Below are 14,663 nucleotides of genomic sequence, written 5' to 3' on the forward strand. Positions count from 1 at the left end.
AGTGTAAGGGCAGCGCCGCGCTCGCAAGCGAAAATTTGCGTGCGCAGGCTCTATCATGTGCGCGGCAGCATAGCAAAAAGTTATGCGGCGTTCACGGCATTTCATTGGCGAGCGCGGCAGGCAGTGCCTATGCTCGGGCAAAGCCAGACAGGAAAGGACAGGCATGAATCAGGGCAGGCGGACGGTACTGGGAATGGCATTGCTGGGTGCGGTCGAACCCTTGTGGGCGATGACGCCCGGCAGCGCACATGCGGCAAATGCGGCGGCACATGCCCGGCTCGAGCGCGCGCTGGCGGCGATCGTTCAGGATCCCGCCTGCGAACTGGCCAGCCTGTCGGTGCTCGCGATCCGCGGCGGCAAGCCCGCCTTCGCAGGCGCCTGGGGACGCCGCCGCATCGGCGCCACGCCGGCCCAGGACCTGCCGGCCACGCCCGACACCCTGTACCGCATCGCCTCGATCTCGAAGATGATGACCACGCTCGGCCTGATGCGCCTGCTGGAAGACGGCAAGGTCGCGCTCGACGCCGACGTGTCCGCCTACCTCGGTTTTCGCTTGCGCAATCCGCACTTCCCCGGGCAGGTCATCACCCTGCGGCATCTGCTGACCCACCGCTCCTCGCTGCGCGACGAGGCCGGCTATTCCTTCCCGGCCGGCGCCGCGCTGCGCGACTTCCTGGTCCCTGGCGGCGCCCTGCATGGCGCGGGTGCGATGTGGTCGTCCAAGGCCGGCCCCGGCGAGTACTTCACCTACTGCAACCTCGGCTGGGGCCTGATCGGCACGCTGATGGAGCGCGTCACGGACGAGCGCTTCGACCGCCTGATGCGGCGCCTGCTGCTGCAGCCGCTGGGCGTGGAAGGCGGCTACAACCCCTCCGAGCTGCCGCCGCAGGCAATCGGCAATCTCGCCACCCTCTACCGCAAGCGCACGGTCGACACCGAAGCCTGGAACGCGGCCGGTCCCTGGATCGCCCAGGCCGACGACTACAGCGTCCGCGCCCCGGCCGTGCCGCCCGGCCTGGACAACTACGTGATCGGCGACAACGCCACCCCGTTCAGCCCGACGGGCGGCCTGCGCATCTCGGCGCGCGGCCTGGGCACCATCATGCTGATGCTGATGAACGGCGGCGTGCACGAGGGGCAACGCATCCTGAAGGCGGAGACGCTCGAGCGCATGTTCGCACGCCAGTGGACCGCCGACGGCAAGGGCGGCAATGGCGACACCCTGAACGGCTTCTTCAACGCCTGGGGCCTGGGCAACGCGCAATTCCCGGACCAGCCCGGCATGCGCCTGGTGGAGGGCGGTTTCGACGCCGTCGGGCACCTGGGCGACGCCTATGGGCTGCGCTCGGTGTTCGCGCTGGACCGCAAGCGCGGCAACGGGATGATCGTGCTGGTCGGGGGCAGTGCGGTGAATCCGGACAGCTTGCCAGGCCGCTATTCGGCGCTCGCTAGTTTCGAAGAAAAAGTGCTCACCAGCATTTTTCGCCATGCCATTGTTGGCGAAGGCTGATGCAGACCGCATAAACGTGCATGACCGGCGGTTATGGCGTGACATGTCACTTTCATTGGCCCGAAAGGGGTGCCAACCCCTAAGCTCCTCCTTTATGTCAGCAAACAAAAGTGTGTCGGGATGCAGCAAATAATCGTCATCGGCGGCGGGGTCGTCGGACTCACTTCGGCCTGGTGGCTGCTCGAGGCCGGCTTCGAGGTGAGCCTGGTCGAGCGCGCTTCCGAGCTCGCCAGCGGCGCCAGCTACGGCAACGGCGGCCAGCTGAGCTACCGCTACGTTTCGCCGCTGGCCGATGCCGGTGTGCCGCTCAAGGCCATCCGGTGGCTGTTCCAGGAGCACGGACCGCTGCGTTTCAGGCCGGAAGCCGATCTGCGCCAGTGGACCTGGCTGGCCAGCTTCCTCGGCCAGTGCACGGCCGCGGCGAACCGCCGCACCACGGCCAAGCTGCTGGAGCTGGGAGAATGGTCGCGCGCCGGCATGCATGAACTCGGGTCCATCATCTCGCCCGACGATTTTTCCTGGCGCGACGCCGGCAAGCTCGTGGTCTACCGCTCTTCGAAGATCTTCGAGCAGGCCGCCGGCAAGGCCACGGCCGGCGATATCTGGACCGGCGCCGAATGCGCCGAGCGCGAACCTTCGCTGGCGGCGGCGCGCAGCCTGCTGGCCGGCGGCATCTACAATGCCGGCGAAGCGGTGGCCGACTGCCATGCCTTCTGCGTGGCCCTCGCCGAGCGGGTGCGTCTGCACCCGCGTTTCAAAGGTTTCATCCATGCCGAGGTCGAGCGCATCGTCGCCACCGGCGGACGCGTGGTCGGCCTCGACACCAGCATTGGCGCGCTCGGCGCCGACGCCTTCGTGCTGGCGGCCGGCATCCAGAGCCGCAAGCTGGCGGCCCATGTCGGCATCAAGCTGCCGCTGTATCCGCTCAAGGGCTACAGCCTGACCGCGCCGATCCGCCCGACCGACATCGGGCCGCAGATCAGCGTCACCGATTTCGAACGCAAGGTGCTGTACGCGCGCATCGGCGATAAATTGCGGGTGGCGGCCATGGTCGACATGGTCGGCGAAGACCTCACGCTCAATCCGAAACGCATCAGGAGCCTGACGCGGCAGGTGCGGGAAACCATGCCGTACGCGGCCGACTACAGCCAGGTGTCGAGCTGGGCCGGCCTGCGCCCGGCGACGCCGAACAGCGCCCCCATCATCGGCGCCACGCCGTTATCGAACCTGTGGCTGAACGTCGGCCACGGCCCGCTCGGCTTCACCTTTGCCGCCGGCACGGCGCGTATCCTGAGCGACCTGATGCAGGGCAAGGCGCCGCCGTTCGCGCTCGACATGCTGACCCTGAAGAACTGATTCAGCCGCCGATGGCGGCAATCACCCGTTCGAAATCCGGATCGCCGAAGTCCTGGTAGGCGCCGATCAGCTCCACCAGCACGCGCATGGCGCAGCGCTCGTCAGGCGTCAGGTGCGGGTTCCAGCAATCCATCAACAGCACGATGCGCGGCAACGCCGAGCGGTTCCAGGCCTCGTGCAGGAAGGTGTCGTCGAACATCACCGGTTCGCGCTCGCGCCAGGCATGCTCGCCGCCGCCGAACACGTGCAGCACGCAGTCTTCCGGCACCAGCAGCGGCAGGTGATACACCAGGCGCGTATTGGTCACGCCATGGTGGGGCATGATGTGGGTGCCCGGCTGCAGCACCGAGAAGCAGATTTCCGGGGCCTGGCCTGCGATCTCGCAGCGCTCGATGCTCTCGAGCAGGTTCGACGTGAGCGGGCAACGCGCGTGGTTGTCGTCGTAGCGCCGGCCGTGACGGTAGAAGAAGAAAGCGTCCCAGGCCGGCTTGGGCCCGTCGCCGTCGAGATAGCCCTTCGTGCTCTGGCCCGGCTTGAAGCTCAGGAAGGATTCGAGGCCACCATCGCCATGCAGCACCGACAGGGCCTCGGCGCGGATACCGTCCCAGGCCTCGACCAGGCGCGCGCTCCAGGCATGCAGATCCGGGGCGTGGAAGGGTCCTTCGGCAAGGCCGGGGAAGAACAGGAACTTGGGCGCTTGATGGGGGCTCCGTGGGCGGTCCTGGACGCGGCCCAGATAGGCGTCCATCGCGTGCACCACGCGCCGCATGGCCGCAACGCCGTGGGTCGCCAGCACCTGCTGCACGCCCTGGCCTACCGTGTCGTAGAGCTGGCGGTTGACGTCGGCGATCACGCCCTGGATCACCGGACGCCAGGGCTCCGGCGTGGTCGCCATGTTCTGGAAATAGCCGGCGCGGCGGCCATGCCGCAAGCCGTTGGCGCGGGCCCGGATCGCGTCGCGCTTCAGGCCCGCGCGCTCGAGTGTATCGCCCAGCACCATCCAGCCAAAGGTGCTGTGCGGCTCGGAGGCGAGCAGGGAACGCAGGGTGCTGGCCGCTGCCCCGAGTTGCCCGGAACGCAGACTGGCATGCGCCTGCTGGAGTTGATCGGCGGGTGAATTGACGGGTGAAACGGGCGAAGCAAAGGCGGTGGTGCTCATCTGCGGCGACGTCGTATGCACGTGTATGTACGGTATTTACACCATAGCATGAGTTTCTGAGGAATATCAATTCCTTCAGCGCAAATTTTTATTCGGCTGACATGGACGCCGCTGCCCCGGATGCTGTGCCGCCAGCGAAATCGCGGATAATCCGCGCATGCCTACCAAGAACGTCTCCCAAGGAAGCTGCCCCTGCGGCGGTCCCACGCTTGCCGCCTGCTGCGGCCCCTACATCTCTGGCGAAGCCCTGCCGCCCACGGCCGAAGCGCTGATGCGCTCGCGCTACACCGCCTACACCCAGCGCAACGAGGATTACCTGCGCGCCACCTGGCATCCGAGCACCCGCCCGCATGACGCGATCCTCGACCAGGACGAGAACCTGCGCTGGCTCGGCCTTGAGATAAAATCTGCTTTACGTTTACGTCAACGTAAAGCAGAATTGCCGGACAATCCAGATAGCGATCGAGACAGCGATCGGAATACAGTCGAATTCGTCGCCCGTTTCAAGGTCGGCGGACGCGCGCACCGGCTGCATGAAGTCAGCCGCTTCCTGCGCGAACCCGACCCGATGCTCGGCGGCATACCGCGCTGGTTCTACCTGGACGGCACTTTTCCAAAATAAGCGTGCCCGACAACGCCCCCGATGCGTGTCCTGAGGGGTTTGTCAGGCGCTACAGAGACCAGAGGACGGCAATGCCCCATATCGAGAGCAAACTCAACCCGCGCAGCGACGACTTCAAGGCCAACGCCGCGGCCATGCAAACCATCGTCGACGATTTACGCGCGAAAGTGGCGCTCATCGCCGAAGGCGGCGGCGAGGCGGCGCGCGCCAAGCACGTCGCCCGCGGCAAGCTGCTGCCGCGCGACCGCGTGCAGATGCTGCTCGATCCGGGCACGCCCTTCCTCGAGTTTTCCCAGCTTGCCGCCTACGACATGTACGACAATGCGGCGCCCAGCGCCGGCATCATCACCGGTATCGGCCGCGTCGCCGGCCAGGAGTGTGTCATCGTCTGCAACGACGCCACGGTAAAAGGCGGGACCTATTACCCGATGACGGTGAAAAAACACCTGCGCGCCCAGGAAATAGCCGAGCAGAACAATTTACCGTGCATTTACCTGGTCGATTCCGGCGGCGCGAATCTCCCGAACCAGGATGACGTCTTCCCCGACCGCGACCACTTCGGCCGCATTTTCTACAACCAGGCCAACCTGTCCGCCAAGGGCATTCCGCAGATCGCGGTCGTGATGGGTTCCTGCACCGCCGGCGGCGCCTACGTGCCTGCCATGAGCGACGAATCGATCATCGTCAAAGAGCAGGGCACCATCTTCCTGGGCGGCCCGCCACTGGTGAAGGCGGCAACCGGCGAAGTGGTCAGTGCCGAAGACCTGGGCGGCGGCGACGTCCACACCCGCCTGTCGGGCGTGGTCGACCACCTGGCCCAGAACGACCTGCATGCCTTGTCCCTCGCGCGCACCATCGTCTCGAACCTGAACCGTGTGAAACCGGTCCAGGGCGCAACGCGCGAGGTGGCCTCTCGTGGCCCGGTCGAGCCGAAATATGCGCCGCAAGAGCTGTACGGTGTCATCCCCGTGGACACCCGCAAACCCTTCGACGTGCGCGAAGTGATCGCGCGCGTGGTCGACGGCAGCGAATTCGACGAGTTCAAGGCGCGTTACGGCACCACCCTGGTGTGTGGCTTCGCCCACATCTACGGCGTGAAAGTCGGCATCATCGCCAACAACGGCATCCTGTTCTCGGAGTCGGCGCTGAAGGGCACCCACTTCATCGAGCTGTGCTGCCAGAGAAAAATCCCGCTGGTGTTCCTGCAGAACATCACCGGCTTCATGGTCGGCCGCAAGTACGAAAACGAGGGCATCGCCCGCAACGGCGCCAAGATGGTCACGGCAGTGGCCACCGCGTCGGTGCCGAAGTTCACCGTCATCATCGGCGGCTCGTTCGGCGCCGGCAACTACGGCATGTGCGGCCGGGCGTTTTCTCCACGTTTCCTGTGGATGTGGCCGAACGCGCGCATTTCCGTCATGGGCGGCGACCAGGCCGCCTCGGTGCTGGCGACAGTAAAACGCGACGGCATCGAAGCCAGGGGCGGCCAGTGGTCGCCGGAAGAAGAGGCCGCCTTCAAGCAGCCGATCAAGGAGCAGTACGAGCACCAGGGCCACCCGTATTACGCGTCGGCCCGCCTGTGGGACGACGGCGTCATCGATCCGGCCGACACCCGCATGGTGCTGGGCCTGGGACTGTCGGCGGCGCTGAACGCGCCGATCGAAGAGACGAAGTTCGGCGTATTCCGGATGTAACAGCGCGCCTGTAAAGGAATCGAAAAAATGAACATGGATTACCAGACCCTGAGCATCGCGATCACCGACAAGGTCGCCACTGTCACCCTGAACCGCCCCGAGCTGCGCAACGCCTTCAACGAGCAGGCGATCGCCGAGCTGGCGCTGGCCTTCGATGAACTCGGCCGCAACGAGCTGGTGCGCGCCATCGTGCTGGCCGCCAACGGTCCGGCCTTCTGCGCCGGCGCCGACCTGAACTGGATGAAGAAGATGGCCGGCTACTCGCATGACGAGAACCAGGCCGACGCGGCGCGCCTGGCGGACATGCTGCGCACGATTTACCTGTGCCCGAAGCCCACTGTCGCCAAGGTGCAGGGCGACTGCTATGCCGGCGGCATGGGCCTGGTTGCGGCCTGCGACATCGTGGTTGCCGCCGAAGGAGTAAACTTCTGCCTGTCCGAAGTGAAGCTGGGCCTGATCCCGGCGACGATTTCGCCCTACGTCATCAAGGCCATGGGCGAGCAGGCCGCGCGCCGCTACTTTATTACCGCCGAGCGTTTCGACGCCGCGACGGCGCTGCGCTTGGGCTTTGCCCACGAAGTCGTGCCCATGGAGGCGCTCGACACCACCGTGGCCGGCATCGTGAAGGCGCTTGTGTCGAACAGCCCGCATGCCGTTGCGCAAGCCAAGACGCTGGTGCGCGAGATCGTCGGCCAGCCGGTCAGCGATGCACTTCTGGACGACACGGCGCGGCGGATCGCGGAGATCCGCGCGTCAAGCGAGGGACGCGAAGGCGTTTCATCCTTCCTGGAGAAGCGCAAGCCCTCATGGCTGAACTAGAGAAGTATTGGGATTCATTTTGAAGCAACAAACATCGTCCGACTGGATCGCACGCAGCCTGCGCAGCGTGTGGCATCCCTGCACGCAGATGCAGCACCACGAGGAAGTGCCGCTGATCGCGGTCAGCCACGGCAAGGGCGCCTGGCTGTACGACCACGAAGGCCGGCGCTACCTCGACGGCATCAGCTCGTGGTGGGTCAACCTGTTCGGGCACGCGAACCCGCGCATCAACGCGGCGCTGAAAGACCAGCTCGATAAACTCGAGCACGCCATGCTGGCCGGCTTCACCCACGAGCCGGTGATCGAGCTGTCCGAACAACTGGCCGCGCTCACCAAGCACGCGCTCGGCCACGCCTTCTACGCCTCCGACGGCGCCTCGGCGGTCGAGATCGCGATGAAGATGAGTTTTCACACCTGGCGCAACGCCGGCTACCCGGACAAGCAGGAATTCGTCTGCCTGCAGGGCAGCTACCACGGCGAAACCATCGGCGCGCTCGCCGTCACCGACGTACCGCTGTTCAAGGACGCCTACGGCCCGCTGCTGCGCGCCGCCCACGTGGTGGCCTCGCCCGACGCGCGCAATGCGGCCGAAGGTGAATCCTCGCAGGACGTGGCGCGCCGCGCATTGAAGGACGTGGAAAAACTGTTCAATGATCGGGGCAACAAGATCGCCGCGATCATCGTGGAACCACTGGTGCAGTGCGCGACCGGCATGGCGATGTACGACCCGCTCTACCTGGAACTGCTGCGCGAGCTGTGCGACCGCTACCACGTGCACCTGATCGCCGACGAGATCGCGGTCGGCTGCGGCCGTACCGGCACCTTCTTCGCCTGCGAACAGGCGGCGATCTGGCCGGACTTCCTGTGCCTGTCGAAAGGCATCAGCGGCGGCTACCTGCCCTTGTCGCTGGTGCTGACCACCGACGAGATCTACCAGGCCTTCTACAGCGAAGACATCACGCGCGGCTTCCTGCACTCGCATTCCTACACCGGCAATCCGCTGGCCTGCCGGGCCGCCCTGGCGACGCTGCAGATCTTCCGCGACGACGACGTCCTGAACCGCAACCGCGAACTGGCCACCAGGATGACGGTGGCGCTCGCGCCGCTGGTCGAGCACGAACGCGCCCACCAGTTCCGCCAGCGCGGCATGATCTTCGCGTTCGACGCCATCGAGCCGGATCCGGCCAGGGCCTCGACTTTCGCGCGCCGCTTCTTCACGGCGGCCGTCGAGAACGAACTGCTGCTGCGCCCGATCGGCCGCACCGTCTACATGATGCCGCCCTATGTGCTGGGCGACGAGGAGATCGACATCCTCGCCGTGCGCACCAAGGCCGTGTTCGAATCCGTGATCGCAGGTTGACTATGGATTTGATCGCAAGCGTCCAACGCAAGCTCGCGGCGCTGGAAGGACAAAGCCTCACGCGCCGCCGCCGCATCGCCGACACGGCCTGCGCACCGCAGCAGACGGTCGACGGCCGGCCCATGCTGGCCTTCTGCAGCAACGATTACCTGGGCCTGGCGAACCATCCGCGCGTGATCGAGGCCCTGCGCGAAGGCGCGCGCAAGTACGGCGCCGGCAGCGGCGCCTCGCACCTGATCAGCGGCCACAGCCGGGCTCACGCGATCCTGGAAGAGCGCCTGGCGGACTTCGTCGCGCCCCACCTCATCGATGCGCGCGCGCTCTACTTCAGCACCGGCTACATGGCGAATCTCGCCGTGCTGACCGCGCTGGGCAGTGAGCCCGATGCGATGATCTTCTCGGAGGCGCTGAACCACGCCTCGCTGATCGACGGCGCCCGCCTCGCCCGCGCCGGCGTGACTGTCTATCCGCACGGCGACGTCGACGCACTGGCCGCGCAGCTGGAAGCGAGCAGCGCCAGCGTGAAAATCGTCGTCACCGACAGCGTCTTCAGCATGGACGGCGACATCGCGCCGCTGCCGGCATTGCTGGCCCTGTGCGAGCGCCACGGCGCCTGGCTGGTGGTCGACGACGCCCACGGCTTCGGCGTGCTCGGAGAGCATGGGCGTGGCGCGCTGGAACACTGCGCGCTGCGTTCGCCGAACCTGGTCTACGTCGGCACGCTGGGCAAGGCCGCCGGCGTGTCCGGCGCCTTCGTGGCCGCGCATGCCAGCGTGATCGAGTTGCTGGTCCAGCGCGCCCGGCCCTACATTTATACGACGGCCTCGCCGCCGGCTGTCGCCCACGCGCTGCTCACCAGCCTGGACATCATCGCAGGCGAGGAGGGCGCAAGGCTGCGCGCGCACCTGGCGGCGCTGATCGCCCGACTGGACGAAGCGCTGCAGTTGAAACGCTGGCAGCGCCCGGTCTCGCACACGCCGATCCAGCCGATCGTCATCGGTGCCAACGACGAGGCGCTGCGCGTGGCGGCCAGCCTGCACGCGCAAGGCCTGTGGGTGCCGGCGATCCGCCCGCCCACCGTGCCTGCCGATACCGCCCGCCTGCGCGTGACGCTGTCCGCTGCGCATACTTTTGACCAGGTCGCCCGGCTGGCCGGCGCCATCAACGAACTGGAGGCCATGTGAGCCGCAACCTCAACGAACCCCAGGAACCGGCGGTCGAAACCGCCGCTCCGCTGCCGCTGGCGCAAACGAAACCGGCAGACACCCCGGCCCCGGCGCCGGCCGTGTCCGAAGCGCTCGCCGCCGAAGGCATCCCTTCGCGCTTCGCCTGTTTCGTCACCGGCACCGACACCGAGATCGGCAAGACCCTGGTTTCCGCCGCAATCCTGCACAAGCTGGTCGAAGCCGGCCAGCGCGCCTGCGGCATGAAGCCGATCGCCGCCGGCGCCGAACTGGTCGACGGCGTCCTGCACAACGAGGACGCCGACATGCTGGCCGGCGCCGGCAACGTCCACCTGCCCCAGAACATCACCACGCCCTTCATGCTGCGCGAACCCTGCGCACCGCACGTCGCGGCAAGCCTCGAGGGCGTGACGATCGACCCGGTGCCGATCATCGCCGCCTATGCCGAGATCTCGGCCGCGTCCGACGCGGTCGTGGTCGAAGGCGTGGGCGGCTTCCGGGTCCCGTTCACCGATACGTTCGATAGCGCCGACCTGGCCGTCCAGCTGAACCTGCCGGTGATCCTGGTGGTCGGCATGCGCCTGGGCTGCATCAGCCACGCTTTGCTGACGGTGGAAGCCATCGTCGCGCGCGGCCTGGTGCTGGCCGGCTGGGTCGCCAACACGGCCGACCCGGACATGCGCTTCTTCGACGAAAACATCGAAGCGCTCGCAGCACGCATCCCGGCGCCCCTGCTGGGCGTCGTGCCGCGCCTGGAACAAGCCACTGCCGCGCATGCGGCCCCATTCATCGATCTCGCGGGACTGCCGGGCTGGCCGTCCGTGCGCATTTGAGATCATCAAGCACCACAATAAGGAAACACCCAATGAACGCCCCACAAACCGTCGCCCTCCACCGCCCGACCGCCGCCATCAAGGAACGCGCGGACGCTACCTGGCCGCTGGCCGACGTCCTGGCCCTGTTCGAACTGCCGTTCAACGAGCTGATGTTCCGCGCCCAGCAGGCGCACCGCACCCACTTCCCGGACGGCGACGTCGAACTGGCGACCCTGCTGTCGATCAAGACCGGCGGCTGCGAGGAAGACTGTGGCTACTGCCCGCAGGCCGCGCGCTACGATACCGGCGTCGAAGCGAAGAAAATCCTCGACATCGACACCGTGCTCGACGCCGCGCGCCAGGCGAAAGCCAACGGCGCTACCCGCTTCTGCATGGGCGCCGCCTGGCGCAGCCCGAAAGAGCGCGACATGGAAAAGGTCGAGCAGATGGTGCGCGAAGTGAAGGCGCTGGGCATGGAAACCTGCGCCACGCTGGGCATGCTCGAAGAAGGCCAGGCCGAACAGCTGAAAAACGCCGGCCTGGACTTCTACAACCACAACATCGACACCGCGCCCGACTTCTACAACAACGTGATCTCGACCCGCGAATACCAGGACCGCCTGGACACGCTGGGCCGCGTGCGCAACGCCGGCCTGAAGGTCTGCTGCGGCGGCATCGTCGGCATGGGCGAGACGCGCGAGCAGCGCGCCGGTTTGATCGCACAGCTGGCCAACCTGAACCCGTATCCGGAATCGGTGCCGGTGAACCACCTGGTGCAGGTCGAGGGCACGCCGCTGCACGGCCTCGATCCGCTCGACCCGCTGGAATTCGTGCGCACCATCGCCGTGGCCCGCATCACCATGCCGAAGGCGCGCGTGCGCCTGTCGGCCGGCCGGCGCCAGCTGGGTGAAGCGGTGCAGGCGATGTGCTTCATGGCCGGCGCCAATTCCATCTTCTACGGCGACAAGCTGCTCACCACCGGCAACCCGGAAGCGGAAGACGACCGCGCGCTGCTGGCCAAGCTGGGCCTGAAAACCCGCTCGGCCACGCTGGAGTCGGCGCCGAAGGAAGCCTGCGGCTGCTAAGCCGCATTGGCTTGCCAAACCGGAGCGCCTGACCAACCCGGGCGCTCCAACCGATCAACATTAATAAAATATAGCGAGACAAACGCATGTTCACCAAGATCCTCATCGCCAACCGTGGCGAAATCGCCTGCCGTGTCGCCGCCACTGCGCGCCGCATGGGCATCCGTACCGTCGCCGTGTATTCCGAAGCGGATGCCGGCGCCAAGCACGTGGCGGTCTGCGATGAGGCGGTGTTGATCGGGCCGGCCCCGGCCAAGGAAAGCTACCTGCGCGGCGAGAAGATCATCGAAGTCGCGCTGGCCACCGGCGCCCAGGCCATCCACCCGGGCTACGGCTTCCTGTCGGAGAACGCGGAATTCGCCGAGGCCGTCGAGAAGGCCGGCCTGGTCTTCATCGGCCCGCCGGGCTCCTCGATGCGCGCGATGGGCTCGAAGTCGGCCGCGAAGCAGCTGATGGAAGGCGCCCGCGTGCCGCTGGTGCCGGGCTACCACGGCGACAACCAGGACCCGGATTTCCTGCGCGACCAGGCCGACCGCATCGGTTACCCGGTGCTGCTCAAAGCCAGCGCCGGCGGCGGCGGCAAGGGCATGCGCGTGGTCGAGCGCAGCGAGGATTTCGTCGCCGCGCTGGCCTCGTGCAAGCGCGAAGCGATCAGTTCCTTCGGCGACGACAAGGTGCTGGTCGAGAAATACCTGCTGCGCCCGCGCCACATCGAGATCCAGGTGTTCGCCGATAAACTGGGCAACTGCGTCTACCTGCACGAGCGCGACTGCTCGGTGCAGCGCCGCCACCAGAAGGTGCTGGAAGAAGCGCCGGCCCCTGGCATGCCGGCGGACCGCCGCGCGGCCATGGGCGAGGCGGCCGTCGCCGCTGCCCGCGCCGTTGGCTACGTGGGCGCCGGCACGGTGGAATTCATCGCCAACCAGGACGGCTCGTTCTACTTCATGGAGATGAACACGCGCCTGCAAGTGGAACATCCGGTCACCGAGATGATCACCGGGACCGACCTGGTCGAATGGCAGCTGCGCGTGGCCGCAGGCCAGCCGCTGCCGAAGAAACAACACGAATTGGCCATCCACGGCCATGCGATCGAGGCGCGCATCTATGCCGAGAACCCGGAGAAGGGTTTCCTGCCGTCGATCGGCACGCTGCGCCACATGGATACGCCGGCGGCCGTCAGCTTCGAGCTGGGCGGCACCGCCGGTGTCGAGCCGGCCGCCGTGCGCATCGACTCGGGCGTGCGCGAGGGCGATGCGATCTCGCCGTTCTACGACCCGATGATCGCGAAGCTGATCGTCTGGGGCGTCGATCGCACCCAGGCGCTGGCGCGCCTGTCCCAGGCTTTATCCGAATTCCAGATCGTCGGCCTGGCCACCAACATCGCATTTTTGAAACGCCTGGTCGAGGGCGAAGCCTTCGCCACGGCCGATCTGGATACCGGGCTCATTGAACGCAACCAGGCTTCTCTGTTCCCGGCCTCGAAAGCGGCGCCGGCCGGCGCGCTGGCGCTGGCCGCGGTGGCGTTGATCGAAGCCGAGAAACAGCAGTCCAGCGGCGCCTCGCGCGTTGCTGCCGACCCCTGGGGCCAGGCACAGGGCTGGCGCCTGAACGGCGACTACCGCCGCGTACTCTCCTTTGCCGACGAGTACGCGGCCAGCCTGGAAGGCGGCGCCTACCAGGTCGGCGTCGTGTATCACCCGCAGGGCTGGGAGCTTGAGGTCAACGGCAGCAAACAGCCTTTGACCCTGCTGGCGTGCGAAGGCGCGGCCTATTCGATCCGCCTGGGCGAGCAGTCCATGCACGGCAAGGTGCGCCGCGACGGCGAGCTGTTCCATGTGTTCATCAATGGCGAACACCACACGCTGAGCTACAACGACCCGATGGCCCATGCCGGCGAGGCGGAAGCGGCCGGCGGGCGCCTGACCGCGCCGATGCCGGGCAAGGTTGTCGCCGTCATGATCGAGGCCGGCCAGGAGGTCAGGAAGGGCACGCCGCTGGTCATCATGGAAGCGATGAAGATGGAGCACACCATCGCCGCGCCGGGCGACGGCGTGGTGGAAGAGGTGCTGTACGCGGTCGGCGACCAGGTCGCGGACGGCGCGCCGCTGCTGGCCTTCAAGGCCGCCTGATGCGCATCCTCCTCTACCGCGGCGACGGCCAGATAGCGGACTGGTCGCAGGATTTCGCCAACGCCATGCCCGGTGTCGAGACCATCGGCTGGCAGGAGGGCGAGACGCTGGCCGACTGCGACTACGCAGTGCTGTGGAACCCCGCTCCCGGCCTGCTGCCCCAGCTGGCAAGCGTAAAAGCCATCTTCCTGATGGGCGCCGGCGCTGACGCGATCCTGAAATTCGGCGAGGCGCTCCCCGATGTGCCGATCGTGCGCCTGGGCGACGCCGGCATGGCGGTGCAGATGGCCGAATACGTGGCCTACGCCACGCTGCGCTACTTCCGCCGCTTCGACGAATACGAGGAACAGGCGCGTCACGGCCTGTGGTCGCCGCTGCCGGCGTACGCGAAGGAAGAATTCACGGTGGGCGTCATGGGGCTCGGCAAGCTCGGCCTGCGCGTGGCCGAGACCATGCGCCATTTCGGCTTTCCGGTGCGCGGCTGGAGCCGCACGCCCAAGGACATCCCGGGCGTGGCCTGCTTTGCCGGCATGGAAGCGCTCGACGACTTTTTGAAAGGCACGCGCGTGCTGGTGTCGCTGCTGCCGCTCACCGCCGAGACGAATAACCTGCTCGACCGCCGGCGCCTGGCCACGCTGCCGAAAGGCGCCTACCTGATCAACGTCGCGCGCGGCGCCCAGGTGGCCGAGCCGGACCTGCTGAACCTGATCCGCTCCGGGCACATCGCCGGCGCCACGCTCGACGTGTTCCGCAACGAACCGCTGCCGGCGCCGCACCCGTTCTGGGAAGAGCCGCGCATCACGATCACGCCCCACATCTCTGCACTGACCGTACGCAGCGAGGCGGTGCGCCAGATCATCGATAAAATCACCGCTATCGAAGCGGGCCACCCGGTCGATGACGTGGTCGACCGCAACCTGGGATACTGAC

The 14,663-nt window shown here is 66.8% G+C and carries 12 protein-coding genes; 11 read left to right on the forward strand and 1 reads right to left on the reverse strand.

Features of this window, described 5'->3' with window-relative positions; all coding sequences use genetic code 11:
- The first annotated feature begins 193 nt into the window (after positions 1-193).
- Complete coding sequence (locus ACSUZJ_RS00870) at positions 194-1,510, forward strand: serine hydrolase domain-containing protein (protein ID WP_499412431.1); 1,317 nt, start codon at positions 194-196, stop codon at positions 1,508-1,510.
- Positions 1,511-1,630: 120 nt separating this feature from the next.
- Positions 1,631-2,866 carry a D-amino acid dehydrogenase gene (locus ACSUZJ_RS00875; protein WP_499412432.1) on the forward strand — a complete coding sequence of 412 codons (1,236 nt, stop codon included), beginning with the start codon at positions 1,631-1,633 and terminating at the stop codon, positions 2,864-2,866.
- A 1-nt stretch (position 2,867) separates the two neighbouring features.
- On the opposite strand, the gene ACSUZJ_RS00880 is transcribed toward ACSUZJ_RS00875, so the two are convergent.
- A complete protein-coding gene (locus ACSUZJ_RS00880) occupies positions 2,868-4,025 on the reverse strand; it encodes an aspartyl/asparaginyl beta-hydroxylase domain-containing protein (RefSeq protein ID WP_499412434.1) in 1,158 nt (385 codons plus the stop codon).
- A 157-nt stretch (positions 4,026-4,182) separates the two neighbouring features.
- On the opposite strand from ACSUZJ_RS00880, the gene ACSUZJ_RS00885 reads away from it, so the two are divergent.
- The 9 genes from ACSUZJ_RS00885 to ACSUZJ_RS00925 all read left to right on the forward strand — a co-directional run bounded on the left by ACSUZJ_RS00885 (position 4,183) and on the right by ACSUZJ_RS00925 (position 14,662).
- Positions 4,183-4,647, forward strand: a complete 465-nt coding sequence (locus ACSUZJ_RS00885; RefSeq protein WP_499412435.1) for a YchJ family protein — start codon at positions 4,183-4,185, stop codon at positions 4,645-4,647.
- 71 nt (positions 4,648-4,718) lie between these two features.
- Positions 4,719-6,341, forward strand: a complete 1,623-nt coding sequence (locus ACSUZJ_RS00890) for a carboxyl transferase domain-containing protein (RefSeq protein ID WP_499412437.1) — start codon at positions 4,719-4,721, stop codon at positions 6,339-6,341.
- 33 nt (positions 6,342-6,374) lie between these two features.
- Entirely contained in the window at positions 6,375-7,160 is a 786-nt protein-coding gene (locus tag ACSUZJ_RS00895) for an enoyl-CoA hydratase/isomerase family protein (RefSeq protein ID WP_499416667.1), read from the forward strand.
- Positions 7,161-7,179: 19 nt separating this feature from the next.
- Positions 7,180-8,520 (forward strand): adenosylmethionine--8-amino-7-oxononanoate transaminase, encoded by a 1,341-nt coding sequence (gene bioA / locus ACSUZJ_RS00900; RefSeq protein ID WP_499412438.1) that lies wholly within the window; start codon positions 7,180-7,182, stop codon positions 8,518-8,520.
- Positions 8,521-8,522: 2 nt separating this feature from the next.
- On the forward strand, positions 8,523-9,704 hold the full coding sequence (bioF, locus tag ACSUZJ_RS00905) for an 8-amino-7-oxononanoate synthase (RefSeq protein WP_499412439.1): 1,182 nt from the start codon (positions 8,523-8,525) through the stop codon (positions 9,702-9,704).
- 128 nt (positions 9,705-9,832) lie between these two features.
- Complete coding sequence (gene bioD, locus ACSUZJ_RS00910) at positions 9,833-10,537, forward strand: dethiobiotin synthase (protein ID WP_499416669.1); 705 nt, start codon at positions 9,833-9,835, stop codon at positions 10,535-10,537.
- 32 nt (positions 10,538-10,569) lie between these two features.
- The gene (bioB, locus tag ACSUZJ_RS00915; protein WP_499412441.1) at positions 10,570-11,604 is read left to right on the forward strand and encodes a biotin synthase BioB; all 1,035 of its coding nucleotides are present in this window, start codon (positions 10,570-10,572) and stop codon (positions 11,602-11,604) included.
- A gap of 86 nt (positions 11,605-11,690) precedes the next feature.
- A complete protein-coding gene (locus ACSUZJ_RS00920; RefSeq protein WP_499412442.1) occupies positions 11,691-13,733 on the forward strand; it encodes an acetyl/propionyl/methylcrotonyl-CoA carboxylase subunit alpha in 2,043 nt (680 codons plus the stop codon).
- Positions 13,733-14,662, forward strand: a complete 930-nt coding sequence (locus tag ACSUZJ_RS00925) for a 2-hydroxyacid dehydrogenase (protein ID WP_499412444.1) — start codon at positions 13,733-13,735, stop codon at positions 14,660-14,662. Before ACSUZJ_RS00920 ends, ACSUZJ_RS00925 begins: the two co-directional genes overlap by 1 nt.
- Position 14,663 lies beyond the last annotated feature (1 nt).

Source organism: Telluria sp. B2 (assembly GCF_051789535.1).
In the GTDB taxonomy this organism is placed as follows: Bacteria; Pseudomonadota; Gammaproteobacteria; order Burkholderiales; family Burkholderiaceae_D; genus Telluria.

Bases quoted from the DNA above. Each gene is read 5' to 3' on its own strand.
- ACSUZJ_RS00870 (WP_499412431.1), top strand. From the start codon at position 194: ATGGCATTGCTGGGTGCGGTCGAACCCTTGTGGGCGATGACGCCCGGC.
- ACSUZJ_RS00875 (WP_499412432.1), top strand. From the start codon at position 1,631: ATGCAGCAAATAATCGTCATCGGCGGCGGGGTCGTCGGACTCACTTCG.
- ACSUZJ_RS00880 (WP_499412434.1), bottom strand. From the start codon at position 4,025: ATGAGCACCACCGCCTTTGCTTCGCCCGTTTCACCCGTCAATTCACCC.
- ACSUZJ_RS00885 (WP_499412435.1), top strand. From the start codon at position 4,183: ATGCCTACCAAGAACGTCTCCCAAGGAAGCTGCCCCTGCGGCGGTCCC.
- ACSUZJ_RS00890 (WP_499412437.1), top strand. From the start codon at position 4,719: ATGCCCCATATCGAGAGCAAACTCAACCCGCGCAGCGACGACTTCAAG.
- ACSUZJ_RS00895 (WP_499416667.1), top strand. From the start codon at position 6,375: ATGGATTACCAGACCCTGAGCATCGCGATCACCGACAAGGTCGCCACT.
- bioF (WP_499412439.1), top strand. From the start codon at position 8,523: ATGGATTTGATCGCAAGCGTCCAACGCAAGCTCGCGGCGCTGGAAGGA.
- bioB (WP_499412441.1), top strand. From the start codon at position 10,570: ATGAACGCCCCACAAACCGTCGCCCTCCACCGCCCGACCGCCGCCATC.
- ACSUZJ_RS00920 (WP_499412442.1), top strand. From the start codon at position 11,691: ATGTTCACCAAGATCCTCATCGCCAACCGTGGCGAAATCGCCTGCCGT.
- ACSUZJ_RS00925 (WP_499412444.1), top strand. From the start codon at position 13,733: ATGCGCATCCTCCTCTACCGCGGCGACGGCCAGATAGCGGACTGGTCG.